Below are 24,270 nucleotides of genomic sequence, written 5' to 3'. Positions count from 1 at the left end.
GGAGAATTAACGTGTCTCACGTCTATGTTTTGGTCGAGCACGATGCCGGCCAACTCAACCCTGTTACCGCAGAACTTATTACCGCAGCACGCCCGCTCGGCGCGGTCTCCGCAGTGGTCGTCGGTGGCCACGCCGAAGAGCTTGCACCGCAGCTGGCGCAATATGGCGCTGTTCAAGTAGTCAATGCCACCGCCGCTGATTATGATGCGCGCTTGATTACCCCCGAGGTCGATGCGCTGCACGCACTGGGGCAGGCTAACCCGGCGCCGATTATCATTGCTGCAGACCGTACCGGCAATGAAATCGCTGGCCGCCTGGGCGCGCGCTTAGCCTCCGGCGTGCTCGCGAATGTCTCCGCGATTGCCGCGGATCGCTCCGCGACCTTGTCCATTTTCGGCGGCTCCACCGAGGTCACCGCTCAGGCACATGGCAATTGCCCGATCTACACCGTGCAGCCTGGTGCTATTGAGCCTTCGGAAGCGCCAGCACAAGCACAGATCGCGCCCATGCCGCTGCCCGCTGCTACTGAGCGCGACGTGCAGGTCGTGGGCTTTACCGCCGCAGAAAAGTCCGCCCGTCCGGAACTCGGCACCGCCAAGACGGTCGTGGCCGGTGGCCGCGGCGTCGGCGATGACTTTGCTGGGGTAGTAGAACCACTAGCCGATGCCTTGTCAGCCGCCGTTGGTGCCACCCGTGACGTAGTGGATGAAGGCTGGTACGATCCTGCCTTGCAGATTGGTCAAACCGGCGTGACCGTCTCTCCGGATCTCTACATTGGTTTGGGCATCTCCGGTGCTATCCAGCACACCTCGGGCATGCAGACCTCCGGTACCATCGTGGTGGTCAACCAGGATCAAGATGAACCTTTCTTCCAGATTGCTGATCTGGGAGTGGTCACTGACCTGCACGAATTTGTGCCAGCACTGATTGAGGAATTGAAGAAGCGCGCCTAATGTCGTATTTCGATTACGCAGCAACCCAACCCATGCGCCAATCCGCGATTGACGCATGGGTAGCAGCGTCCGGCCAGCTCAACGCCGGTGCCCAATATGCCTCCGGGCGCAAGGCACGGTCGGTATTAGATGATGCGCGCGAGACCGTCGCGGAGCTATTAGGCTGCGAACCCATCGAAGTTGTCTTTACTGCCTCCGGCACCGAAGCTGACAATATTGCTGTCCAGGGATTATTTCATGCCTCCGCCGAACAACCGGGCGCGGGCAGAATCATCTCGACTCCCATCGAGCACTCCGCCGTGCGCGATACCGTGGCGCGATTAGAAGCAGACCACGGCGCCACCGTGGACCTATTACCCGTCGGCCGCGACGGCCACATTGAAGATCTCACTGCGTTAGATACCCCAGCAGCCGTGGCAACCTCGATGTGGGCCAATAATGAAACAGGGGCTATTCAGCCGGTAGAAGACATCGTCAAGCGTGCGGCCGCAGTTGGCACGCCCGTGCACGTGGATGCCGTGCAGGTCGTAGGCAAATTGCCGATTAATTTCCATGAACTAGGCGCTGCGACCTTGGCGGCAAGTGCCCATAAATTCGGTGGTCCGCGCGGTATTGGTTTGCTTTTAGCCAAGCGCACTCCGGCGCCGCGGCCATTAATGTTTGGCGGCGGGCAAGAACGCGGCATTCGCCCGGGCACCAATGACGTGGCCGGCGCATCCGGGCTTGCTGCCGCATTGCAGGAATCCCTTGCGCAGCTTGAGCAAGAATCCGCGCAGATTCTGCACCTGCGCAACACGCTGCGCGAAGGCATCGTAGCCTCCATCGACGATGTCATCGTCAACACCGTCGAGCCATCCTTAGATACCCACCTGCACGTATCTTTCCCCGGCACCGATGGCGATAGCCTCATCATGTTATTGGACCAGCGTGGCATCGAAGCTGCGACTGGTTCGGCGTGCCACGCTGGTGTGAACCGCATGTCGCATGTCTTAGAAGCCATGGGGGTCGCCGACGAGCAAGGCCGCGGCTCCTTGCGGTTTACCCTAGGCCGGCTGACTACGGAAGACGATGTGAAGCAGCTGCTTGCTGTACTTCCCGAAGTCGTTAGTTTGGCCCGCTCGGTTTAATCCAACGCTAGCTCGAGGACTTAGACCTCCTGACAATCTTCAGCACTGTAGCGAAACGCATCGAGGTGCAGCTTATCCAGATGCAACTCGCCGAGTGCTGAAGATTTTTTCATGTTTTATTCACTCTGTGGTGACCGCATGACCGGCGTAGAAGGCGACGTGAAGATGAATTATCAGTGAAATGATGGAAATGGTACGCACGAAACTGCTGTGACTGGAGTGAAATAAGTTATGCTCGTGGTCATGCGTAAACTCCGCTTGCTTACTGCCGTGACCGCTACCGCCGCCGTGGCTGGAACCTTGTTGGTTCTTCCTGCCACGGCAATTCCTGGACTACCTGCTGATCTTCCTGTGGAGGTCCCTGGTGACATCGCACCAGCGCCCGCATCAACGGTGCCGGGGCTGGCCTCGGGCGTGGACGTCTCCCGCTGGCAACACCCTGATGGTCAAGCCATTGCCTGGGACCAGGTGCGCACTGACGGCCAGTCTTTCGCCGTCATCAAAGCCTCCGAAGGTGCGTCGTGGACTAACGACCACCTCGCTGAGGATGCAGCGCAGGCAGGCGCCAATGGGCTGCAAGTAGGTACCTACCACTACGCACGCCCAGGGGAAGACCCGCGTGCGCAGGCCCAGCACTATGCCGCACAGTACAACCAGGTGGGCAATCACACCTTGCCGCCGGTACTGGACCTAGAAGTTGCTGAAGGTCAAAGCCCTGAGCAGCTTGCTGGTTGGACTCATGAGTTTATGAATGAGCTGGAATCATTAACCGGGCGTACACCAATGCTGTACACCTACCGCTATTTCTGGATTGAGCAGATGGCCAATTCCACGGAATTTGCGAACTACCCACTGTGGCTTGCCGCTTATCAACCCACGGCACCGCAACCGGTGGGTGGCTGGGACAAGGTCGATATGTGGCAGCGCTCTGACTCCGGTCGTGTCGCTGGTATCGCCGGCAATGTGGACCTCAACGTATTCAATGGTGATGAAAACCAGTTGAATATGTTCTCTGCCGGCCAGTTGGAAGCCTCTGGCGGCAAGCTGGAAGGCTTGACTGTAGAAGAAGGCGTGGATCTCGGCGCCGATGCCACGGTAGTGGTGGGAGCTATCCTAGCGCTGGCAGCCGGGCTGATTGCAGCGCCAGCGCTTGTCGATGCCGCCGAGCAAGCCAACCTCGACGGCCTGCCAGCCGTGGTAACGGACTTGATTGAGCAGAATAACCTGCCGGTCGAACAGCTCGAAGAAATGGCCAATGGCAACTACACCCTAGGTGATTTGGTCATGCTGCTCGATAACGCCGAGCACGTAGCCGGAGAAGCTGGGGCAGCGGATGCCGGTGTAGCGGATGCTGGCTTAGCGGAAGCTGGGGCAGCGGCGGCTGAGGCAGCAGAAAACCCTGAGTACCAACAAGCGGTCGGCGCACTTACTGAGACGGCGCAGTAGCCTCACTCGGAGGATCATGGCGAGCCTGGCCACCGGCGGCAAATTTGTTGGTCCAGGCCGGGCCCTTGTAGTGCGCGGGCACGGCACCGCCTAGTAGGCGAGAGGCAATCTCTTGGTGTGCTGCGGGCAATTCAGTATCAGAGGCGATGAGAATAATATTGCCGTAGCGGCGACCTTTGAGCATCGGCGGATCGGCAATGACGCCGACGTGGGCAAAGACTTCTTGGAGCCCGGCAATTTCTGCCTTAGCACCGCGCAGATTTGAGTGATCACCACAGTTGGCGACATATAACCCGCCTGGAACCAGCGAGCGGTGCGCAGCTTGGAAAAACTCCACCGTGGTGAGATCCGTTGGGGTTTCAGCCCCGGAAAAGACATCGCGAATGATGACATCACGAGATGCCGGTAGAAACTTTTCGGTTTCCGTCCGTGCTTCGCCCGCGCGGATTTTCACCTTGGGTGCGCGCGGGATATCGAACTTCTGACGTACCAATTCACCGAGCTTGGCATCAAATTCCACCACGGTATTCTTCGAATCTGGCCATAGGTCCGCGAAATAGCACGCCAGAGTACAAGCCCCGCCGCCCAAGTGGGTCAGCCGGTGGCCGGGCGCGAAAGCTTCGACGGCCGCGGCAATCCAACGCATGTATTCAAATTCCAGCTCGCGGGGCTCGCCCGGCACAATGTGTGAGCTGGGCACTCCATTGATATTCAGGATAAAAGAGCCATCGCGAAAAGGATCGGCGGCAATCTCTGCGGTGCCGGTAGAAATCTCATAAGTACCAATTGGTGAGGTATGTGCCCCGCCGCGGGAGGCAGAAGAACTGTGACCTCGTTTGCTGCGCTTTTTACCCATAGCTTATAGAGAGTACACTCCCATAACATGCGAGTTTTGGTTGCCATGTCCGGAGGCGTCGACTCATCCGTAGCTGCCGCCCGTGCGGTTGAAGCAGGACACGAGGTGGTCGGTGTCCACCTTGCCCTGCACAAAGATGCCCAACAGACCCGAGAAAAAGCCCGCGGCTGCTGCTCCCTTGAGGACTCCGCGGATGCACGCCGCATCTGCGATAAATTAGGCATCCCATTTTATGTCTGGGACTTCTCCGAGGAATTCAAAGAGGCCGTTATCACGGACTTCGTTGATTCCTACGCCCGTGGTGAAACCCCTAACCCTTGTCTGCGCTGCAACGAGAAGATTAAGTTCGCTGCACTTTTGCGCAAGGGCATGGCGCTGGGCTTCGATGCCGTGGCCACCGGCCACTACGCCACCTTGGACAAAGATGGCTACATGCGTCGCTCCCTGGACGAGAACAAGGACCAGTCTTATGTTCTTGGCGTAATTACCGCCGAAGAGCTGTCCTACTGCTACTTCCCAATTGGGGATACTCCGAAGCCACAGATTCGCGAAGAAGCTAAGCGCCACGGATTTTCCACCGCCTCCAAGCCAGATTCTTATGACATCTGCTTTATCCCTGATGGCAACACCCAAGCCTTTTTGGGTGCCCGCATTGGCATGCGCCCTGGCATGATTGTCGACCAAGATGGCACGGAACTGCGCGAGCACGACGGCGCTTGGAACTACACTATCGGCCAGCGCAAGGGCCTGGACATCAAGGCCCCAGCTGCCGATGGCCGTCCACGCTATGTCACCGGCATTGATGCACAAACCGGCACGGTAACCGTGGGCTCCCGAGAGGCTCTGAAGGTCACTCGCATCAGCGCCGATCGACTCAAGTATCTGCACCCAGCCATGGATGGCGAATTCGACTGTGACGTGCAGGTACGCGCGCACGGCTCCGTCGTATCCTGCCACGCCGAAGTCGACCGCGATGCCGATGCGATGATTCTGACTTTGAACGAGCCACTTTCCGGTGTTGCACCCGGTCAAGCTGCCGTGCTGTATTTCCCATCGCCAGATGAATTAGGCGATATCGTCATTGGCTCCGGCACTATTATTGAGACTGCCTAAGACACACATCGATGACCGCTTATGGATTGGGGCCGGTCCCCGGTACTGATATCGCTTTGGCTGCCGACATTATTGCCGGGGAGACCGGCGATAGCCGGCATTTGCCACAACTACCCGCTCGAGGCTTGGGTTCAGACCTTATTGGCCGCACAGCTGGACTGCTTGAAGCAGTCACCGTTGACCGTGGACCGCGTGGTTGGCGCTTGACCAACCGCCCGCAGCTAGCCACGCGCGCCATGTGGGATCGCATGGAACGCGACCTCGATATTCTCGAGGAACTTTGGAGCGATGGTGTAGACACACTGAAAATCCAAGTCGTGGGGCCGTGGTCGCTCGCTGCTTCCTTGGAATTAGCCAATGGCCACCGTGCGATTACTGACCCCGGGGCTTTGCGTGATCTCACCGCGGCCTTGCATGCTGGTATTGATGAGCATGTCGAGGATGTGAAAAAGCGATTTGGTTCTAATGTCATCGTGCAATTGGATGAACCGCTCTATGCCGATGTCCTGGCTGGTTTGCGCGGTACAACTTCCTTCGACCCGGTGCGCCCAGTCCCGTCTGAGGTCGGCGCCGATGGTATTGAACAGTTCAGTGCGGACCTGCTCAACTTCACTGGTCAACAACCGAACTGGGAAGCTGCACGTGCTGTAAAGACCACGATTATTGATGCTGCATTACTTGGCACCGATCAAGATGGCATCGGCGAGCACATCGAAGAAGGCTATCGCCTTGCCTTCGCAGTGAACCCATTTGCCGAAAGCGGCGCTATAAAAGATCCGCGACAAGTCTCCATCAATCTCGCGAAAGCGTGGGATCGGATCGGACACTCGCGCCTGCGACTGACCACGGATATCGATATCGTCTCCGCCACGTCAGGGGAGAGCCTGAAGGATATGGCTGCTGCCTACCGCTTCATTGCTGAAGTGGCCGACATCCTAGAACGCGATGCCGGAGACCTCTAATTCTCTGTTTCGGAGGATCCGCCAGATCGCAACACCTGCATACGCCGCAGTCGTTGCAGCAATGATCCACCACATGACAATGGAAATTTGCGTTCCCCACGGTGCGCTCAGGCCGACGATAATGACGATGACAAGCGTGAATATTAAATAGCCCAGAGTTTTTCCGGGCTTGAACTGGTCGGACTTGCCAGATCGGGTGAGCTTCCAGATTTGGTAGATATTGTCACCGGCGATAATCGCTAGTACGGCGTAGATGATTATTTCGAACAACATTATTGCTCACCTTTCATGCGAAGCGCGCGGGTGAGATCCTCCACGCCTTGCGGGGTATTGCCGTTGGCGTAGAAAGCCTCTTTAGCGTTGGGATCAATAATCAGCATGGTGGAGTAGCCACCGGTGCCACCGTTGTGCCAATACCCACCGGAATTTTCCGGGAACCAGCCAAACTCAAACTCACTATTGTCGAGTAGGAACTTGGCGTACTTGGACATATCCGTAGCAGTTGAGCGGATTGCACCAGCAGGGGCGTAGCCGTCCATGCCCCAAGCGTCTGTCTCGCGACCATTGGCTGCCAAACCGCGAGGAGCATCCTCAGCAATGGAGGATTCGCTTCCCACATACGTTGCATCCATACCCGCCGGATCCAAGATGTTTTCTTGCACTAATTCGGCATATTCAGAATCGGCGTTGACCGCCAACAACTGACCAAGCAGCGCCGCACCGAAGTTGGAGTAGGACCGTTCACCGCGGCCACTCAGGCTGGCGTTGCGAGCGGCATCGAAGACATCGTCTTGAGAAATCCCGGCGTATGGATTTTCGGTGAATATGGTGCGGACCAACCCCAGGTTGTCTTTGTCGAGGCGCGGTAGGCCCGAGGTATGGTTAGCCAGCTCCAGCATGGTGACATCAGAGACCTCACTGCCTTCAACCTCAATAATGTCATCGACTGTGGTTTCTAGGTCTATATCTCCAGATTCCACCTGCTGACGCAGCAGCTCGGTAGTGAAAGTTTTCGTGACTGAACCGATCTCAACTTCCGTGTTTTCATCGGCGCCGATGCCCGCAAAGGTTACCTCGCCGTCTTGTAGCGTAAATGCGGTGATCTGGTTCTGCGCTCTACTCGAATTGTCACGAAGCTTTTGTGCTAATTCCTCATCACCCGTGCTGTCATCAGCTAATGCGATACGCTGGGGGCCGACGACAATGAGTCCGATGAGTACGACGATGGCTGTCAGGGTGCCGAAAAGAACTGATCTTTTCATGGCCTTCACCTCTTTGCTCCTAGCTAGTGGTCCTCACTAGCTGAAATGATGGTCAAAAGCGGGATGACCCGCGTTGGCGCAATCTCGTAAGTACCGGAACCAGATTTTTTAATCCACCCAGCCTGGGAGAGTGCATTGAGATGGTGATATGCCGTCGATGTGGACGTGACTAGTTCTTCTGCAATGAGATCCGAGACTTGCGCCGAAGATTGCAGGAGACGGCGAAGAATTGCTCCGCGTACTGGATGCGCCAGAGCAGTCAGACGCTCAAAGCTGTCTGCCCACTGATTAGCATCAGTTAATACTTCGGTAGGGCGTTGCCATTGGTAGCTGTAGTGTCCACCAGCAGCGTCGAGATCGCCACCAAAAATAACTGAACCTTCGGGCAGTTGGTCACGTTGTTTATGAAGAGTGTCCACAACCCAAAACCCGTTTGCCTCAGAAGGTTCTGAAGCGGCGTTCTCAAGCGCCTCGACACGTGCTTCCACAGCAGCCAAGCGCTCTTCGGTGCCTACCTGTTGGCCTGAGGAGTTCGTGTCGCGTTGAGGATCTGGGGTCGATGACATAAACCCATCGTCCATCATTTATGGAATAAGTTCAAGCATTTTGGAAATAGTGTGCAAATTTACAAATATTTTAAAACGGCTTGAACTGAGTAGGGGCTAGAAAAGGGCCGGTTATTCAGTCAATTAGCCCTGCAGCGGCCAGGACATGTTGAAATCAGAAACGTCGCGTCCGATGCCTTCGAAGTATTTCTTTTGATCCACGGCCAGTTCGTAGAAGTTGACCGCCTGAAACTCCATGAGTTCATCAGAGTCCATCTCTTTAAGCTCTGGCCAACGCTGGTTGACTTGTTTCCACGCAATGCGAGCGGCGGCGAGAGCATCCGCGGTAGCTTCGTGGGCGTTGCCCAACTCAACGCGATACTCTTTGCAGAGATCTCCCAACGTGCGCTTGCCCTTGCGATAACGATCTTTGACGCGGTCAATCAAATAAGGATCGAATACAGGTCCCGTGACGGTGAAGTCGCCGGTGAGGTTGCGCAGCACGGATAAGTCATAAGGGGCGTTGTACACAATCAACGTAAAGCCCTCATCCCACGCAGCTTTAATGGCGTTGACCGTCTCTTGCAAAACCTCGTCATGCGGGCGTCCTTCCGCGCGCGCTTGCTCAGTCGTGATGCCGTGAATCTTGGCCGCGGCTTCGGGGATTTCTACGCCGGGGTCAGCGAGGGTTTCCTTTTTGACGACGTCAGGGCCGGCGATGCGCAGGACAGCAGAGGTAACAATTCTTGCTTCGCGGGTATTTACGGATGTGGTTTCCAGGTCGAAGGAGAGCATCTTGGAGGCATCGAAGTTCATGCCCAACACTTTATAGGCACCTTCGGACAAAGCCTATGGCTGGGGGATAGGGCCACGAACATTCAATCCCAACTAGAATTAGAAACCGTGACTGCTACTGAATCATTTGACCAGCTAAACCCGGAAGAAGCACAAAAGCGTTGGGCAGAACTTGCCCAAGAAGTGCGACGTCATCGCGAGCTCTACTACAACGAGCAACCAGCAATTCCTGACGCTGATTTTGATGCTCTTTTCCAGGAGCTAGTCGCGCTGGAGTCTGCGCATCCGCAGCTGGTAGTTCCAGATTCTCCCACCCAGGAGGTGGGTTCTGCACCGGCTGCTGATTCCGCGTTTGCCGATATCGAACACCTCGAGCGTTTGATGAGCTTGGATAATGTATTCAATGCTGATGAATTGCAGGATTGGTTGGACCGAACGCCCGCGGAAGCATATTTGGCGGAGCTGAAAATTGATGGCGCGTCCATTGACTTGGTCTATCGCGACGGCAAGCTTGCTACCGCCGCTACGCGCGGTGATGGCCGAGTCGGCGAGGATATTACGGCCAATGCGAGGGTGATTGAATCTATTCCGCATGAACTTCAAGGCTCTGAGGAATATCCGGTCCCAGCGCTGGTAGAAATCCGTGGCGAAATTTATATGCGCCCGGAAGATTTTGAAGCACTGAATGAAGAACGGGCATCGGAAGGCAAGCAAGCTTTCGCGAATCCGCGAAATTCGGCTGCTGGTGGCTTGAGGATGAAAAACCCAGATGATGTGAAAAAGCGTCGTCTGCGTCTGGTAGCACATGGTCTCGGTGCTCGTGAAGGCTTTACTCCCACGAGCCAGCACGATGCCTACGCTGCCATTGCGGCGTGGGGCCTTCCGGTTTCTCCTTATACGGAGCGGGTCACGACATCGAAGGAAGTCCAGGACAAGGTCAAGTACTGGGCAGATCATCGCCACGATGCCGAATTTGAGATGGATGGTGTGGTCATCAAAGTCGATGACCTTGGTTCCCAGCGCAGTCTGGGAGCAACCTCTCGCGCACCTCGTTGGGCAATTGCGTACAAGTACCCTCCGGAGGAAGTAACCACCAAGCTGCGCAATATTGAAGTCGGCGTGGGCCGTACCGGACGGGTGACCCCATATGCCGTGATGGATCCCGTCTTTGTTTCGGGCTCCACCGTGTCGATGGCAACGCTGCACAACCAATCTGAGGTCAAGCGCAAGGGCGTTTTAATCGGGGATACCGTGATTATCCGCAAGGCGGGGGAGATCATCCCTGAGGTTTTGGGCCCAGTGGAAGAAAAGCGCGACGGAACAGAAACCGAGTGGGTCTTTCCCGAAAACTGCCCATCCTGCGGCACGAAGCTAGCGCCTCAAAAAGAAGGCGATGCTGACTGGCGTTGCCCGAATACCCGAACCTGTCCGGCACAGCTATCGGCGCGCCTGGAATACCTGGCGGGCCGTGGCGCCTTCGATATTGAGGCGCTGGGTGAAAAAGGTGCTATCGACCTCATTGAGCGCGGCGTGCTCGAAGACGAGTCAGATCTCTTTGACCTGACCGAGGAGCTTTTGAAGAAGTCGGAGGTCTATACCACCAAGGCTGGCAACGTGAATGCCTCTGGCAAGAAGCTATTGAGCAATCTCGAAACCGCGCGTCACACAGACCTCTGGCGTGTGCTCGTGGCTTTATCCATTCGCCATGTCGGCCCCACAGCCGCTCGGGCGATTGCTTCGCGGTACGGCTCATTGGATGCCGCTCGCTCGGCTGATGTGGAAGATATCGCGGAAACCGATGGGGTAGGGCTAGTCATTGCCGAAAGCTTCAAAGACTGGTTTGAGATCGATTGGCACCGCACCATCGTCGACAAGTGGGCCGCAGCTGGGGTAACCATGGCTATCGATGCTTCCGATAAACCGGAGCAGACCCTAGAGGGTCTGACCATCGTGGTCACCGGCACCTTGGAGAACTTCTCTCGGGATAGCGCAAAGGAAGCGATTATCTCCCGCGGTGGCAAGGCTTCAGGTTCAGTGTCGAAAAAGACCGACTTTGTCGTTGCTGGTGAAAACGCTGGTTCGAAAGAAACTAAGGCTCGCGATCTTGGCGTGACAATCCTCAACGAAAACGGATTTGAAACCCTGCTGGCTACTGGCTCTGGTCCCGCCGAATCAGAAGCAGGAGCAGAGGACGCTGCCACCGAGGAGTAAGCGATTGGGCTAATACGAGAAGACTGCTAACGTGGCTGGTAGGAACAAATGCCAGCCACGTTTTAATTTTGCGGGTCCGATGTGCTGGTGATGCGGGGATCAGCTTGGAAATTAGACACCGCAATGAGTCCCAATACTAGGAAGATAACTGGGAATAGAAGCGCGCTGCCCATAGCGATATTAAAGTCCGCGTACCTGCCCACAATTTGCATGACGGCACCGAGGCTGGCTGCACCCAACACGGCGCCGACCTGGCGCGAGGTGTTGTAGACACCAGAGGCAGCGCCAACTAGATGCGGTGGTAAGTCACGCATGGAGATGGTGGAGTTGGGTGACCAGCAGAGCCCGTTGGCAGCGCCAAGGAGAACAATGGGTATCAGCATCCAGGCGGGGGATACTTCAAGGAACATGAAGATTCCAAACAGCGCCATGGACACGATCAGTGATGAAAACCCGAGTATGGACACCCGACCTGGGGCGACGTTATCGGTGACGCGTCCAATCACGGGTGCGATGAACATGGAAATAACTGCCATCGGCACCAACAAGAGACCAGCGATCTGAGACGTCAAGCCGGCTCCTTCTTGCAAATACAACATGATGGGCAGATTGACCGAGTACACGGTAAAGCCCAGCATCGTGACGGCGAAAACGCCTAAGGAGAAATTGCGGTATTGGAACAGCTCGAGGGGAACTAAAGCTTCGGTGCCACGTCGGGCAGCAGATTTTTGCAGGCGAATAAATACTATTGCTGCAACTACGCCCACGATGAGCAAGCCCCACAGCCACAGTGGCCAGCCGAGATCTGGGCCTTGTTGGACGGAGAATACGACAGCTAAGACAGCGATGAGCGAGACGAGAGCACTGAGGAAATCAATGCGGCCGGCCATAGTCGGGAGTTTCGGAACCCACAGGGCAACCAGTGCAATGCAGATAAGTCCCAGAGGTAGGTAGAGCGCGAAGGTCCAGCGCCAACCAACAGTGCCCACGACAAGACCGCCAATGACCGGGCCAAATAGCCCGGCAGAGCCGGCAACGGCACTCCAAATACCCATGGCAGCACCGCGGCGGTGACGAGGGAAAATTCGGTTAATCACGCTCAGCGGCTGAGGGTTGGCCAACGACGCGCCAAGTCCTTGCACCGCACGCAAAGCAATAAGGATCTCAATCGTGGGAGCAAGGCTGCAGGCGATTGCGCCTAAAGTAAAAATGCTAATGCCAACGAGGTAGACATTGCGCTGTCCAAAGTGGTCTCCCAAACGGCCCGCAATGAGCAAGGGGACCGCAAAGGTCAACAGATAGACGGCTGAAACCCAGACCGCTTGGTTGATGCTGGCATCTAAATCTTCACGGATACCGGGTAGAGCTACCGCCACCAAGGTCTGATCCATCAGGGTGATAAATAACCCGGTACATAGTGCGGCTAATCCGCGCCATGCTTGTTTAGGCGAAATTTCTGCAGATTGTGGGGAAGTAGATCTAGACGAGGTTAATCGAGAACGCACTGCATCCATTCCTGTTGAGCGAGGTTAATACTAGGCAGTGACACAGCTTAAGCCACAGCCGCTGCACTAGCAGTCGCCGTGGCTTTAAGCTTTCACGCCATATTCACCCAACAACGCACCACGATGAAATATTCCCTGGTGAGCACGCTGCGATGAATGCAGTATCACGGTTGCAATCATGGTCGCAGGAATGGTGGGGTATCTACTTGTTTAAAAAGGCGCCTAAAATGCTGCCCAAGTTTCCCAGGTGTTCAACCTCTGAGGCTAAAAAGTCTGGTCCGCCGACGCGGCCGACGATTAAGACCAATCCGGTAGACCCGATGGGTGTTGCAGCAAGAGAGGAATCTAAAAGTGCCCACGATGCCGGAATCCATTCCTCGCTGTCGGGGTTGAGGTGGCGTGCGGTATCGACTGCTAAATCGGCGGGGACCGTGCCGTCATCTTCGGGCGCTGCTGAAGAACCTGCAACGCGCGTGATAGGCCCTGAGGTATCTGCGACGATAGCCCAGCTGGACGTCAATGCTTGCGGTATCGCCTGGACCAGTTGCTCCATGGCGGCTGGGACGTCATGGGTCCTTTTCGCGATAGCGGCTAAAAGGCTAATCTGACCGCGCCGATCGACTCGTCCCGAAAACGGACGAATGGAATCAACTTCGGCGCCTTTGACGGTGCCGGCGGCAGTAATGAGAGCGTCAGCTAAAGTGCCCGTCGGCAACTCCACCACGATATCGTCGGTGACCGTTCCATCCGGGGCTGTATCGACGATATCGACGGATTTAATATTGCCATCGACAACGCCGATAGCTTCGGCTAATTCACCAAGGCTACCGGGGGTATCAGGGAGTTGGACACGGATTAAAAAGGACATTGGTTATTGGAGGGCTTTCTGTAAAAACATAAAAGTAAGGCAGAACTATTGTGTCCCATGCTACAACTTGCACCTTGTCTTTTGCAGTAAGTGCCTGCTTTAAACAAGGGTGCGGGGGATAGTTATCTAGAAAGTGGCTGTGCAGTAGCATGGGAGAGCAGGAAATTAATTAACGTTGTGGAAAAGGATGGATAACGCGTGTCTGAGATTTCGCGGGAACAAATCAGCCATCTAGCCAAGCTGTCGCGTTTGGCTTTGAGCGAAGAAGAACTTGACCAGTTTGCCAGCCAAATCGACGAGATCGTGGATTCTGTGTCAGCAGTCGGCAAGGTCGATACCGAAGGGGTAGAGCCTATGAGCCACCCGCATTCCATCACCACTTCTATGCGTGAGGATGTCATCGTGCGCACCCTCAACGCCGAGCAGGCTCTCGATCAGGCGCCCGCAGTCGAAGATGATCGTTTTGTAGTACCTCAGATCTTGGGAGGCGAATAAATGTCGTATGTAGTTCCTTCTGAGGGTCTTACCTCCCTTACTGCCGCGGAGTTGGCAGAAAAGATCCACTCCCGTGAGGTTACTTCCCGCGAGGTCGTCCAAGCGCACCTCGATCGCATCGCAGAGACCAATGACGCGTTGAACTCTTTCCTTCACGTAGGCGCAGAAGAAGCCTTGGCGACCGCTGATGCTGTCGATGCCGCACTGGATGCTGGGGAAAAGCCAGCTTCAGCATTGGCTGGCGTGCCACTGGCGTTGAAGGATTTGCTCACGACTACCGATGCCCCCACTACCGCAGCATCAAAGATGTTGGAAGGCTGGGTTTCGCCTTACGATGCCACGGTGACCACCAAGCTGCGCGAGGCCGGCATTCCAATTTTGGGTAAGACCAACTTGGATGAGTTCGCGATGGGTTCTTCAAATGAGAACTCCGCTTTTGGTCCCGTGCACAACCCACACGATCTCGAGCGCACCCCAGGTGGCTCTGGTGGTGGTACCTCGGCAGCATTGGCATCGGGCCAGGCACCATTGGGTATCGGCACCGATACCGGCGGCTCCATTCGCCAGCCGGCAGCGTTGACCAACACCGTCGGTGTAAAGCCCACCTATGGCACGGTGTCGCGCTACGGCCTTATCGCCGCAGCATCGTCGTTGGACCAGGCAGGTCCCACCGCACGTACCGTGCTGGATGCAGCGTTATTGCACGAAGTGATCGCCGGCCTTGACGAATTCGATGCAACCTCGGTCAACCGCCCTGTTGCTCCCGTCGTCGCAGCAGCACGTGAAGGCGCTAAGGGAGATCTCACTGGCGTTAAGGTCGGTTTGATTAAGCAATTTGAGCGTGATGGCTGGCAGCCAGGCGTGATGGAAGCGTATCGCGCAGCCGTTGACCAGTTGGTCGCACAAGGCGCTGAAACCGTCGAAGTAGATTGCCCGCACTTTGATGATGCGCTGGCAGCGTACTACCTGATTATGCCGTGTGAAGTCTCGTCTAACCTGGCGCGCTTTGATGGCATGCGCTACGGCAGCCGCGTTGGGGATGACGGTTCCCATTCTGCTGATGAAGTCATGAGCTTAACTCGTGCGGAAGGCTTTGGCCCTGAGGTCAAGCGCCGCATCATGCTGGGTACCTACGCTTTGTCAGTGGGCTACTACGACGCCTACTACCTGCAGGCCCAGCGTGTTCGTACCCTGATTTCTGAAGACTTTTCTCGTGCCTTCGAGAAGGTTGACGTCTTGGTTTCTCCAACTACGCCGACCACGGCGTTTAAGTTGGGCGAGAAGACCGAAGACCCAATGGAGATGTACAACTTTGACTTGTGCACCCTGCCGTTGAACCTGGCTGGCCTATGTGGCATGTCAGTTCCTTCCGGCATGGCATCTGATTCTGGACTGCCCACTGGTTTGCAGATTATGGCACCTGCATTTGAAGATGACCGTTTGTACAAAGTCGGCGCTGCGTACGAAGCAGGTCGCGCAAAGTAGTCACGCCATAGCAACCCCATAGTGGCCCCGTAGGATGACTGAGCCCGCTGGTTAGAAAATACTTCTAACCAGCGGGCTTTCTTTCACTTGGGGGAGAGCCCCTTACCCTATAGCGGTATATTGTGTTAGCCTTACCTAAGTGTATGGCGAAGAAGATATTCGCTCATGCAAAGTACATCTTTAGAAGTTAAGGGACAGTGATTGATATGGCTGAACAAAACCCAGGCGCGGCACCAAAGAAGGCGCGCAAGGCTCATGAGGCAACGGTCACCGGGCGCCGCGAGCTCTCCCCGGACTTGCTTCGTCTCAGCTTGAACTCTCCTAGCTTTGTCGGCAAGGAACTAGAATTTACCGACCACTACATCAAGCTGCTTTTTGTCCCCGAACATGCGGATTACTCTTGGCCATTTGATGCGCAGCAGATCCGTGAAGAACAGCCACGGGATAAACAACCCATTACCCGTACCTACACCATCTTCAACTTGAATTCGGAGACTGGTGACTTCGATGCGGACTTTGTCACCCACGGAGACTCTGGCTTGGCTGGACCATGGAGCCGTGATGCACAAGTGGGAGATAAGATCGGCTTTTTCGGTCCCGGCGGCAAGTGGGCACCAGAACAAGGCTATGACCACTATGTCTTTGCTGGCGATGAGGCCGCGGCACCAGCTATTGGCGCTGCACTGGCAGCTCTTCCCGAAGATACAACAGCCACGGCCTATATTGAGATCGAGTCCGAAGACCGCAAGTTTGAACTACCGTCTCGCGACGGTGTTGACCTGCAGTGGGTAGTGCGCAACGGGGCAACTCATGGCACAGAGCTTTCCCGCGTCGTACGCAGCGCTGGAGTGCCAGAGGGGAAGAAAACCAGCTGGTTTGTGCATGGCGTTGCGGAAATGATTAAAGAAATGCGTCGTTTCCTCTTTGTTGAATCTGAGATCCCACGTGAGGATGTATCTATCTCCGGCTACTGGCGCATCGGTATGACCGAAGACCAGTGGCAAGCATCCAAGCAAGAATTCAATGCTGAGATTGAAGCTGAAGAAGAAAAGCTTAACGCTTAACCTCTTAAGCTGAGTGAGATAAGGCTCAGTGAGCACAGCACAAAGCTCGCATTCCTTCTAGGTTCAATTCCTAGTGGGGATGCGAGCTTTGGCGATTGTGGGCTAGTGCTTACTTGCTATCAGAGAGCAGGTACGCCGCACCTGCCGTTGCACCAGTAACAGCGAGAACGGATGGCCAGGAGCCAATCTTTTTCGCCAGCGGGTGGGAAGCGCCAAAGCCGCCCACGTACAAAGCAGTCAGCCCGACGGTGGTGGCAATATTGGTCTTTGACAACCAGGAGCGTACTGCCCAGCCGCCTGCAGCAGCCAGCACGACACCGCCCAGTGGGCGAATTCCGGACTCACGAGCGGTGATATAACCTCCCAAGAGGCCTGCACTGACCACGGTTGCGGTGCTTACTTTTTTCGGATTCTTAATATCAATTGCAGCCATTCTTATATGATAGCTGTTTCCCCGAAAGGCGCAGATGCCAGTTAGGATACCTGTGTGTCTAACGGTCAAATAACCTCAATGCCAGAGATCACGAAACCCCAAGCATGGCGCGCACTCGCTGCGCTGTGCCTCGGGTTTTTCATGGTTTTAATGGATCAGACCATCGTGGCCATCGCGACGCCAGAAATCATGGCGCACTTTGATACGGAATTTGATCAAGTCGTGTGGGTAACCTCCATCTACCTGCTGTGCATGGTGGTACCGCTGCTGTTTACCGGGCGGTTGGGAGACCGCTTCGGCCAGGCGCGCATGTTCCAATTGGGCATTACGGTCTTTGTTCTGGCGGCACTTGCGGCATCGTTGGCAACGAATATGACCGTGTTATTAGTAGCACGTGCCGCGCAAGGCTTAGGCGCTGCTATTTTGACCCCGCAGACCATGGCCGTTATTAACCGAATTTTCCCCGCCGATGCCCGCGGACCCGCTCTTGGCGTGTGGGGCGCGGTAGGCTCCATTGCCTCGCTGGTCGGGCCGGTCGTGGGTGGTTTTATCATCAGCATCTTTGGATGGCGCGGGGTGTTTTTCCTACACCTGCCTTTGGGGATTGCAGCACTGATCCTGTCTGCCCTGTGGGTGCCGAAGCTGCCGACGTATGCACGGAGCATCGACAAGCTCAGCGTCGTGGTCTCTTTGGTCGGTATGACCGCTGCGGTGGTTGCCATCCAACAAGGCCCGGGTCTGGGCTGGCCACTGTGGACCATTGCGATGCTGTTTGCTGGCATTGCGCTGCTGGTGTGGTTTGTGCGCCTGCAGGCAACGGCTACGAAACGCAGCACAGAACCGTTGGTACCTCTGGCGCTATTTAGAAACCGAAATTATTCTCTAGGCGCGTTTTCTATTTCCACCATGGGCTTTGCCGTGTCTTCGCAGATGCTGCCGATTATGATGTGGTTTCAAACTGGCCGCGGATTAGATTCCGCCACCGCCGGGTTAATGATGGTTCCCATGGCGGTAGCGGCGGGGCTAGGCTCGCCCATCGTGGGACCTTTGGCCGACCGCATCAACCCGCGGGTGCTGTCAGTTATTGGTTTTGGCTCGGTGGTGGCGTCTTTGGTGTGGATTGCCGGGATTATGTACACCGATGCCAACCTGTTGTGGTTTATTGGGGCATCGACGCTGTTGGGTATTGGCAATGCCTTTGTGTGGGCTCCCAACTCCGTGACGGCCATGCGCACCGTGGAGCTTAAATACATGGGTGCTGCCTCTGGGGTCTATAACACCACCCGGCAAACCGGCGCGGTGGTCGGCGCGGCGGCCGTGGGCGCTGCCATGCAAGTAGGTGCGGTGAGCTTCGGACTCAACCACGGCATGGCGCTCGCGGTATTGCTACCGGCAGCGGTGATGGTCGCTGGTTTGATTGCCGTGGCATTTTTTGAAAACACCCTGGGCAAAACCAGCTAGACACTCAACCTGCTTGACGTGGGCTTCAAGCACTTTTCTGCGTTGCAAACTAGGGTAGTGGATATGCGACTTGCCACCCTGACTTCCGGCGGCGACTGCCCCGGCCTAAATGCAGTTATTCGAGCTATCGTGCGCACCGCGTCCAATGAATTTGGCGATACCGTTGTCGGCTATGAAGACGGTTGGGTGGGCTTGATGGAAGACCGCCGCCGCGACCTCTATGACGATGCCACCATTGACCGCATCTTGCTGCGCGGCGGCACCATCTTAGGCACGGGCCGCCTGCACCCCGATAAATTTAAAGCAGGCCTCGATACCATCAAGTCCAACCTGGATGACGCGGGTGTTGATGCCCTTATTGCCATTGGCGGTGAAGGCACCTTGAAGGGTGCCAAGTGGTTGGCCGATAATGGCGTCCCTGTTATTGGTGTTCCCAAAACCATTGACAATGACGTCAACGCCACGGACTACACCTTTGGCTTTGATACCGCAGTTTCGGTGGCCACCGACGCGATTGACCGCTTGCACACGACCGCGGAGTCCCATAACCGTATTTTGATTGTGGAAGTCATGGGCCGCCACGTGGGCTGGATTGCCTTGCACGCGGGTATGGCCGGCGGCGCACATTACACCGTTATCCCCGAGGTTCCCTTCGATGTTGCTGATATCTGCAAAGCCATGGAACGCCGATTCCAGATGGGGGAGAAGTACGGCATTATCTGTGTTGCCGAAGGAGCTCTACCCAAAGAAGGCACCATGGACTTTGGCGAAGGCGAAGAAGACGAATTTGGCCACACCACCTTCAATGACATCGGCCAAGTTATCGGCGATGAAATCAAATCCCGCACCGGCTACGACGTGCGCACTACCGTGTTAGGACACATCCAGCGCGGCGGCACACCCACTGCGTATGACCGCGTACTGGCAACGCGCTACGGAGTCTCCGCTGCGCGCGCTGCACACGAGGGTCTATCTAATAAATGCGTGGCCTTACGCGGTGAAGATATCAAGCTCGTTGACCTTGCCGATGCCGTGGATGAGCTTAAGACCGTGCCAAAGCACCGCTATGAAAATGCCCAAGCGCTGTTTGGATAGCCGCACTTGTCTAGCTAGTACTGGGGCAGTGCACACCTAGCAATCGAGTTGTAGCTGCGATGTGCACTAGGAAGCCCGGAAAATGAAGCACCTTTACTAAAACGTCCATGCAGTGGAATGAGATTCCCAAGCAGTGGACTACAGTGGGGTTATGAATGATTCCCTAAATTCGAAAGCGGGCAGTTCGCCCGCGGCTGGTACATCTACATCTCCTACTGACGCTGAGAAGAAGGTCACGGCGCGCGAAGACCGTGCTGCATTCATTGCTGCGCTCGGATTTCCGGTGCTTGTCATTATTGGTGGCTTGTTGGGCTTCTTTTTCCCGGATACGGCATCGGGCTTTGCCGGGCAGGTCACGCCACTGCTGGGCATCATCATGTTCGGCATGGGCTTAACGTTGCGCCCCATTGACTTTGCGTTGGTGGCAAAGCGACCACTGCCAGTGCTCATTGGCGTGGTGGCACAATTTGTCATCATGCCGCTTATTGCGGTGCTCACCGTATGGATCCTGCAGCTGCCCGCAGAGATTGCCGCCGGTGTCATCCTGGTCGGTTGCGCGCCGGGCGGCACTTCTTCCAACGTGGTCAGCTATCTCGCGCGTGGCGATGTCGCCTTGTCTGTCACCATGACCTCGGTATCGACGCTGCTGGCGCCAATTTTCACCCCAATGTTGATCCTGTGGTTGGCCGGACAGTACATGCCACTGGATGCAGGGGCTATGGCCTGGGACATCGTTAAGGTAGTGCTGATTCCAGTTGTCGCGGGCTTGGTTGTGCGTTTGTTGGTCCCGAAGGTCGTAGAAGCCATCACGCCACTGTTGCCATGGATTTCCGTCTTCGCTATCTCGGCAATTGTGTGCATCGTCGTCGGTGGCAACCGCGATAACATCGTCACTGCCGGTGGTATCGTGCTTATCGCCGTAATCATTCACAACGGCTTGGGCTACCTGCTGGGATATCTCACTGGCAAGGTCACTCGCCAATCTGAGCCAGTAAGCCGCACCATGGCCATTGAGGTCGGCATGCAAAACTCCGGCATGGCCACCACCTTGGCCACAACCTACTTCAGCCCGCTTTCCGCGCTGCCAGGTGCAGTATTTTCCGTCTGGCACAACCTTTCCGGTGCCGTGGTCGCCGCAGTGTGCCGTTATGTAGACGGTCGCGCCAAGAAGGCAGAAGAGGCAGTTGCTGCCCAGTAGTTGCTTCGAAGGTATCCACTTGTGAGGTGGTGTCTGACGGGGAGAGGCTGAGGTATTAAGATGGCTTCCATGACTGCTGCGATGTATGACCTGATGGACTTTGATGAAGTCCTTGAAAAATATGACCCGGTTATGGGCTTGGAAGTCCACGTCGAATTAGGCACGGAAACCAAGATGTTTTCCACCTCGGCCACCAACTTTAACGCCCCAGCAAACTCCAACGTAGACCCAGTGTCTTTGGGTCTGCCGGGTGCGCTGCCAGTGGTCAACGCCAAAGGCGTGGAGTGGGCCATCAAGATCGGCTTGGCGCTTAATTGCTCCATTGCCGAGTCATCGCGCTTCGCCCGCAAGAACTACTTCTACCCAGACCAGCCCAAGAACTACCAGATTTCCCAGTACGACGAGCCTATCGCGTATGACGGTTACCTCGACGTAGTGCTGGAAGACGGCACCGAGTGGCGCGTGGAAATCGAGCGCGCACACATGGAAGAAGACACCGGCAAGCTCACCCACTTGGGCGGTACCTCGGGCCGCATCCACGGTGCGACCGCCTCATTAGTAGATTGCAACCGCGCGGGTATCCCGTTGATTGAGATTGTCACTAAGCCCATTGAAGGCGCCGGCGAGCGTGCGCCGGAGATCGCACGCGCATATGTCACCGCATTGCGTGACCTTGTAGCAGCACTGGGCGTTTCCGATGCCCGTATGGACCAAGGTTCCATGCGCGTGGACTCCAACCTGTCCCTGCGCCCCGTGGGCACCACGGAATTTGGTACCCGCACCGAGACTAAAAACATTAACTCGTTGCGCTCAGTAGAGCAGGCAGTGCGCTTTGAGATGATGCGTCAGGCACAGGTGCTTGACGGTGGCGGATCGATCGACCAAGAAACCCGCCATTACCAGGAAACCGACGGTTCTACCTCCAAGGGGCGTCCAAAGGAATCCGCGGACGACTACCGCTACTTCAATGACCCAGATTTGCCACCGGTTCTTGCACCGCGCGAGTGGGTTGAAGAAATCCGTCAGACCCTGCCAGAGATGCCGTGGATTCGCCGTGCTCGCATCCAAGAAGAGTGGGGGCTGAAGGACGCCGAAATGCGCGACCTCGTCAACGCTGGCGCGCTCGACCTGATCATTGCCACCACTGAAGAGGGCGCAACCGCTGATGAAGCACGCTCCTGGTGGGTATCCTACCTGTCGGCAAAGGCAAATGAAGAAGGCGTCGATCTGCCAGCGTTGGAAATTACTCCAGCACAGGTCGCACGCGTTATCGCCTTGGTCAAGGAAGGCAAGCTGACCACCAAGCTGGCACGTCAGGCAGTTGACGGCGTGCTCGCGGGCGAAGGTGACGTCGATGAGGTTGTTAAGGCTCGCGGCCTAGAGGTCGTACGTGATGATGCGGCGATTGAAAAGGCTGTCGATGACGCCTTGGCAGCAAACCCAGACATCGTGGAAAAATACCGCGCGGGCAATAAGAAGGTCACCGGCGCTATCGTTGGTGCCGTCATGAAGGCCACCCAGGGTAAGGCAGACCCAGGGCAGGTTAACAAGTTGATTGCTAAGAAGCTTAGCTAATAAGCAACGCAGCATTTTTGCTGATTACCCGCAGACCGACCCCTGTGCGTAACAGAGGGTTGGCCTGCGGGTTTCACGCTTTCTAGAAGGAGTTTCGCTTTGAAACTCCCCATAAGATTGATTGATTCACATGATAAGTCAGCCTGTGAGATGTCTCATGGTAATCAAAACTATATAAACGCAGGTAAGTGCATGTTTTCCACCTGTTTTATCTATTAAAATCAGCCGGAAAAATTAGCATAGGTGCAGGTCAGCGGTTAGCCTGAATTACTGTTCGCTAAATAGATAAGTTTTCAACGAAACTATTTAGCCCCGTAATGTCCGCTAATCCAAGGAAATTGTGTCTTACCGAAACATAATAGGAATTGCCCTCGCATTCATTGGCCTATTGGTGGGTGCAGGCTTTGCCACCGGTCAAGAGGTGGTTCAGTACTTCACCGCATTTGGGCTCAATGGCGTCTGGGGAATTATCGTCGCTGGCATCGTCATGACGCTAGCGGGAACCGTGTTTTTGCAACTTGGGTCTTATTTCCACGCCTCGGAACACAACGCGGTTTTTAGGAAAGTCTCGCACCCGATTGTGTCGAAGATGCTCGATGTTGCCGTCATCTTTACCTTGTTCGCCGTCGGCTTTGTCATGCTGGCTGGCGCGGGTTCTAACCTGGCCCAGCAATTTGGTCTGCCAACCTGGGTCGGCTCCACAGCAATGATGGTCTTGGTCCTGTTGACCGGACTACTTGATGTGGACAAGGTCTCCAATGTCATCGGCATGCTGACCCCAACGATCATTATCGCGGTTATCGCCGTGCTCATTTACACCCTGATGAATATGCCAGACGACCCGGCGGCAGTCATCGATGTTGCGGCGCAGACTGAAACCCCCATTGGTCACTGGCTCCTGTCGGCCTTTAACTACAACGGCCTAGCACTTATCTTGGCAGTATCCATGTCCTTGGTTATTGGTGGTGACCACATCAGCCCGCGCGAAGCAGGTTGGGGAGGCATCATCGGCGGCTTTGTCTACTCGGTACTGCTCGGACTCGCTGGCTTCGTGCTATTGATGGGCGCAGACAAGATTGGCGATTCCGATGTTCCAATGCTTGTCTTGGTCAATGAGATGGGCGATACCGCTGGCGTCTTGATGGCAATCGTCATCTTCTTGATGATCTTCAATACTGCCATCGGTATGTTCTACGCCCTGGGCAAGCGCCTATCCGCAGGTCGCGAAAAGCGCACCTACCCAATCTTTGCCGCAGGCACCCTGGCGGGTTACGCCATGTCCTTCCTCGGCTTCAAGACTCTGATGAACTACGTCTACCCAATCTTGGGTTACCTGGGCATGTTCATGATTGTCGTCCTCGTCTTTGCTTGGTTCCGCGGCCTGTCGAAGATTCGTGATGAATCTACCCGCCGCGAGCGCATCAAGTCGCTGCTGCGCCTGAAGCTGCACCCAGACGAGACATACGATGAGAAGCACGATGGCACCATCGGCCGCGAGCTGAAGGAATCTAACCTTCATCACGAGGTGCTCTTTGAAGACTTGGTCGCGGAAGTCACCGAAGAACTCGACTCCGACGAAGAAGTGGAATTTACTCCGGATGCGGTCGACGACGACGCTACCGATGTGAAGTACTACATCGGCTGCGATGGCGTCGAAGAGCCAGTGCAGCAAACAGATGCTGCTGCCGATGACGCAGTGAGGAAACCCGCGAAGAAAACTACTGACACTGCGAACTAGTTAAGCAGTACAGCGCGAAACCGCCGAGCTTATATTGCCCCTTCGCTAGGTGCGATCCATGATTTCCATCATGGGTCGACGCT

The 24,270-nt window shown here is 55.8% G+C and carries 22 protein-coding genes; 14 read left to right on the top strand and 8 right to left on the bottom strand.

Annotation, left to right across the window (positions count from 1 at the left end; all coding sequences use genetic code 11):
• Positions 1-11 precede the first annotated feature (11 nt).
• The 3 genes from CAMM_RS08000 (at position 12) to CAMM_RS07990 (ending at position 3,526) form a co-directional block, all read left to right on the top strand.
• Positions 12-953 carry an electron transfer flavoprotein subunit alpha/FixB family protein gene (locus CAMM_RS08000; RefSeq protein WP_040356042.1) on the top strand — a complete coding sequence of 314 codons (942 nt, stop codon included), beginning with the start codon at positions 12-14 and terminating at the stop codon, positions 951-953.
• The gene (locus tag CAMM_RS07995; RefSeq protein ID WP_003848705.1) at positions 953-2,080 is read left to right on the top strand and encodes a cysteine desulfurase family protein; all 1,128 of its coding nucleotides are present in this window, start codon (positions 953-955) and stop codon (positions 2,078-2,080) included. Before CAMM_RS08000 ends, CAMM_RS07995 begins: the two co-directional genes overlap by 1 nt.
• A 243-nt stretch (positions 2,081-2,323) precedes the next feature.
• Positions 2,324-3,526, top strand: a complete 1,203-nt coding sequence (locus CAMM_RS07990) for a glycoside hydrolase family 25 protein (RefSeq protein ID WP_232051054.1) — start codon at positions 2,324-2,326, stop codon at positions 3,524-3,526.
• Here CAMM_RS07990 and CAMM_RS07985 read toward each other — a convergent pair.
• Positions 3,507-4,382 (bottom strand): spermidine synthase, encoded by an 876-nt coding sequence (locus CAMM_RS07985; RefSeq protein ID WP_003848709.1) that lies wholly within the window; start codon positions 4,380-4,382, stop codon positions 3,507-3,509. The genes CAMM_RS07990 and CAMM_RS07985 overlap by 20 nt on opposite strands.
• A gap of 27 nt (positions 4,383-4,409) precedes the next feature.
• Between CAMM_RS07985 and mnmA the strand changes: the two genes are divergently transcribed.
• Positions 4,410-5,495, top strand: coding sequence for a tRNA 2-thiouridine(34) synthase MnmA (gene mnmA / locus CAMM_RS07980; RefSeq protein ID WP_003848710.1), 1,086 nt, complete (start codon positions 4,410-4,412; stop codon positions 5,493-5,495).
• An 11-nt stretch (positions 5,496-5,506) separates the two neighbouring features.
• Positions 5,507-6,457, top strand: coding sequence for a uroporphyrinogen decarboxylase/cobalamine-independent methonine synthase family protein (locus CAMM_RS07975; RefSeq protein WP_003848712.1), 951 nt, complete (start codon positions 5,507-5,509; stop codon positions 6,455-6,457).
• On the opposite strand, the gene CAMM_RS07970 is transcribed toward CAMM_RS07975, so the two are convergent.
• The 4 genes from CAMM_RS07970 to CAMM_RS07955 all read right to left on the bottom strand — a co-directional run bounded on the left by CAMM_RS07970 (position 6,431) and on the right by CAMM_RS07955 (position 9,080).
• A complete protein-coding gene (locus tag CAMM_RS07970) occupies positions 6,431-6,730 on the bottom strand; it encodes a hypothetical protein (protein WP_003848715.1) in 300 nt (99 codons plus the stop codon). The genes CAMM_RS07975 and CAMM_RS07970 overlap by 27 nt on opposite strands.
• Positions 6,730-7,719, bottom strand: a complete 990-nt coding sequence (locus tag CAMM_RS07965; RefSeq protein WP_003848717.1) for a serine hydrolase domain-containing protein — start codon at positions 7,717-7,719, stop codon at positions 6,730-6,732. Before CAMM_RS07965 ends, CAMM_RS07970 begins: the two co-directional genes overlap by 1 nt.
• A gap of 23 nt (positions 7,720-7,742) precedes the next feature.
• Positions 7,743-8,285, bottom strand: coding sequence for an ArsR/SmtB family transcription factor (locus CAMM_RS07960; protein WP_050759884.1), 543 nt, complete (start codon positions 8,283-8,285; stop codon positions 7,743-7,745).
• Between the two features lie 123 nt (positions 8,286-8,408).
• Positions 8,409-9,080, bottom strand: coding sequence for a 3'-5' exonuclease (locus CAMM_RS07955; RefSeq protein ID WP_003848721.1), 672 nt, complete (start codon positions 9,078-9,080; stop codon positions 8,409-8,411).
• Positions 9,081-9,167: 87 nt separating this feature from the next.
• Here CAMM_RS07955 and ligA point away from each other — a divergent pair, with 87 nt between their 5' ends.
• Positions 9,168-11,270: an NAD-dependent DNA ligase LigA gene (gene ligA, locus CAMM_RS07950; RefSeq protein ID WP_003848723.1), complete on the top strand. Its 2,103-nt coding sequence runs from the start codon at positions 9,168-9,170 to the stop codon at positions 11,268-11,270.
• A gap of 62 nt (positions 11,271-11,332) precedes the next feature.
• Here the strand turns inward: ligA and CAMM_RS07945 are convergent, their stop codons facing one another.
• Both CAMM_RS07945 and CAMM_RS07940 read right to left on the bottom strand, forming a co-directional pair.
• The gene (locus CAMM_RS07945; protein WP_415270372.1) at positions 11,333-12,775 is read right to left on the bottom strand and encodes an MFS transporter; all 1,443 of its coding nucleotides are present in this window, start codon (positions 12,773-12,775) and stop codon (positions 11,333-11,335) included.
• Between the two features lie 202 nt (positions 12,776-12,977).
• Positions 12,978-13,643 (bottom strand): ACT domain-containing protein, encoded by a 666-nt coding sequence (locus CAMM_RS07940; RefSeq protein WP_003848727.1) that lies wholly within the window; start codon positions 13,641-13,643, stop codon positions 12,978-12,980.
• Positions 13,644-13,841: 198 nt separating this feature from the next.
• Between CAMM_RS07940 and gatC the strand changes: the two genes are divergently transcribed.
• From gatC to CAMM_RS07925, 3 genes are all read left to right on the top strand, one after another.
• Positions 13,842-14,138 (top strand): Asp-tRNA(Asn)/Glu-tRNA(Gln) amidotransferase subunit GatC, encoded by a 297-nt coding sequence (gene gatC / locus CAMM_RS07935; RefSeq protein ID WP_003848729.1) that lies wholly within the window; start codon positions 13,842-13,844, stop codon positions 14,136-14,138.
• A complete protein-coding gene (gene gatA, locus CAMM_RS07930; protein WP_003848731.1) occupies positions 14,139-15,623 on the top strand; it encodes an Asp-tRNA(Asn)/Glu-tRNA(Gln) amidotransferase subunit GatA in 1,485 nt (494 codons plus the stop codon).
• A 206-nt stretch (positions 15,624-15,829) separates the two neighbouring features.
• Complete coding sequence (locus CAMM_RS07925; RefSeq protein WP_003848732.1) at positions 15,830-16,687, top strand: siderophore-interacting protein; 858 nt, start codon at positions 15,830-15,832, stop codon at positions 16,685-16,687.
• Positions 16,688-16,796: 109 nt separating this feature from the next.
• Here the strand turns inward: CAMM_RS07925 and CAMM_RS07920 are convergent, their stop codons facing one another.
• Positions 16,797-17,120, bottom strand: coding sequence for a hypothetical protein (locus CAMM_RS07920; RefSeq protein WP_003848734.1), 324 nt, complete (start codon positions 17,118-17,120; stop codon positions 16,797-16,799).
• Positions 17,121-17,198: 78 nt separating this feature from the next.
• Here CAMM_RS07920 and CAMM_RS07915 point away from each other — a divergent pair, with 78 nt between their 5' ends.
• The 5 genes from CAMM_RS07915 to CAMM_RS07895 all read left to right on the top strand — a co-directional run bounded on the left by CAMM_RS07915 (position 17,199) and on the right by CAMM_RS07895 (position 24,187).
• On the top strand, positions 17,199-18,581 hold the full coding sequence (locus CAMM_RS07915) for a DHA2 family efflux MFS transporter permease subunit (RefSeq protein ID WP_003848736.1): 1,383 nt from the start codon (positions 17,199-17,201) through the stop codon (positions 18,579-18,581).
• A 63-nt stretch (positions 18,582-18,644) separates the two neighbouring features.
• Complete coding sequence (locus CAMM_RS07910) at positions 18,645-19,676, top strand: 6-phosphofructokinase (protein WP_040356046.1); 1,032 nt, start codon at positions 18,645-18,647, stop codon at positions 19,674-19,676.
• A 151-nt stretch (positions 19,677-19,827) separates the two neighbouring features.
• Positions 19,828-20,874, top strand: a complete 1,047-nt coding sequence (locus tag CAMM_RS07905) for a bile acid:sodium symporter family protein (protein WP_003848741.1) — start codon at positions 19,828-19,830, stop codon at positions 20,872-20,874.
• A gap of 69 nt (positions 20,875-20,943) precedes the next feature.
• Positions 20,944-22,449, top strand: coding sequence for an Asp-tRNA(Asn)/Glu-tRNA(Gln) amidotransferase subunit GatB (gene gatB, locus CAMM_RS07900; RefSeq protein ID WP_040356179.1), 1,506 nt, complete (start codon positions 20,944-20,946; stop codon positions 22,447-22,449).
• 340 nt (positions 22,450-22,789) lie between these two features.
• Positions 22,790-24,187 carry a YkvI family membrane protein gene (locus tag CAMM_RS07895; protein WP_003848744.1) on the top strand — a complete coding sequence of 466 codons (1,398 nt, stop codon included), beginning with the start codon at positions 22,790-22,792 and terminating at the stop codon, positions 24,185-24,187.
• Positions 24,188-24,270 lie beyond the last annotated feature (83 nt).

Origin of the sequence: Corynebacterium ammoniagenes DSM 20306 (genome assembly GCF_001941425.1) — a bacterium.
In the GTDB taxonomy this organism is placed as follows: Bacteria; Actinomycetota; Actinomycetes; order Mycobacteriales; family Mycobacteriaceae; genus Corynebacterium; species Corynebacterium ammoniagenes.
The sequence above is the reverse complement of the archived record's forward strand: the minus strand, read 5'-3'. Positions and strand labels throughout refer to the sequence as shown.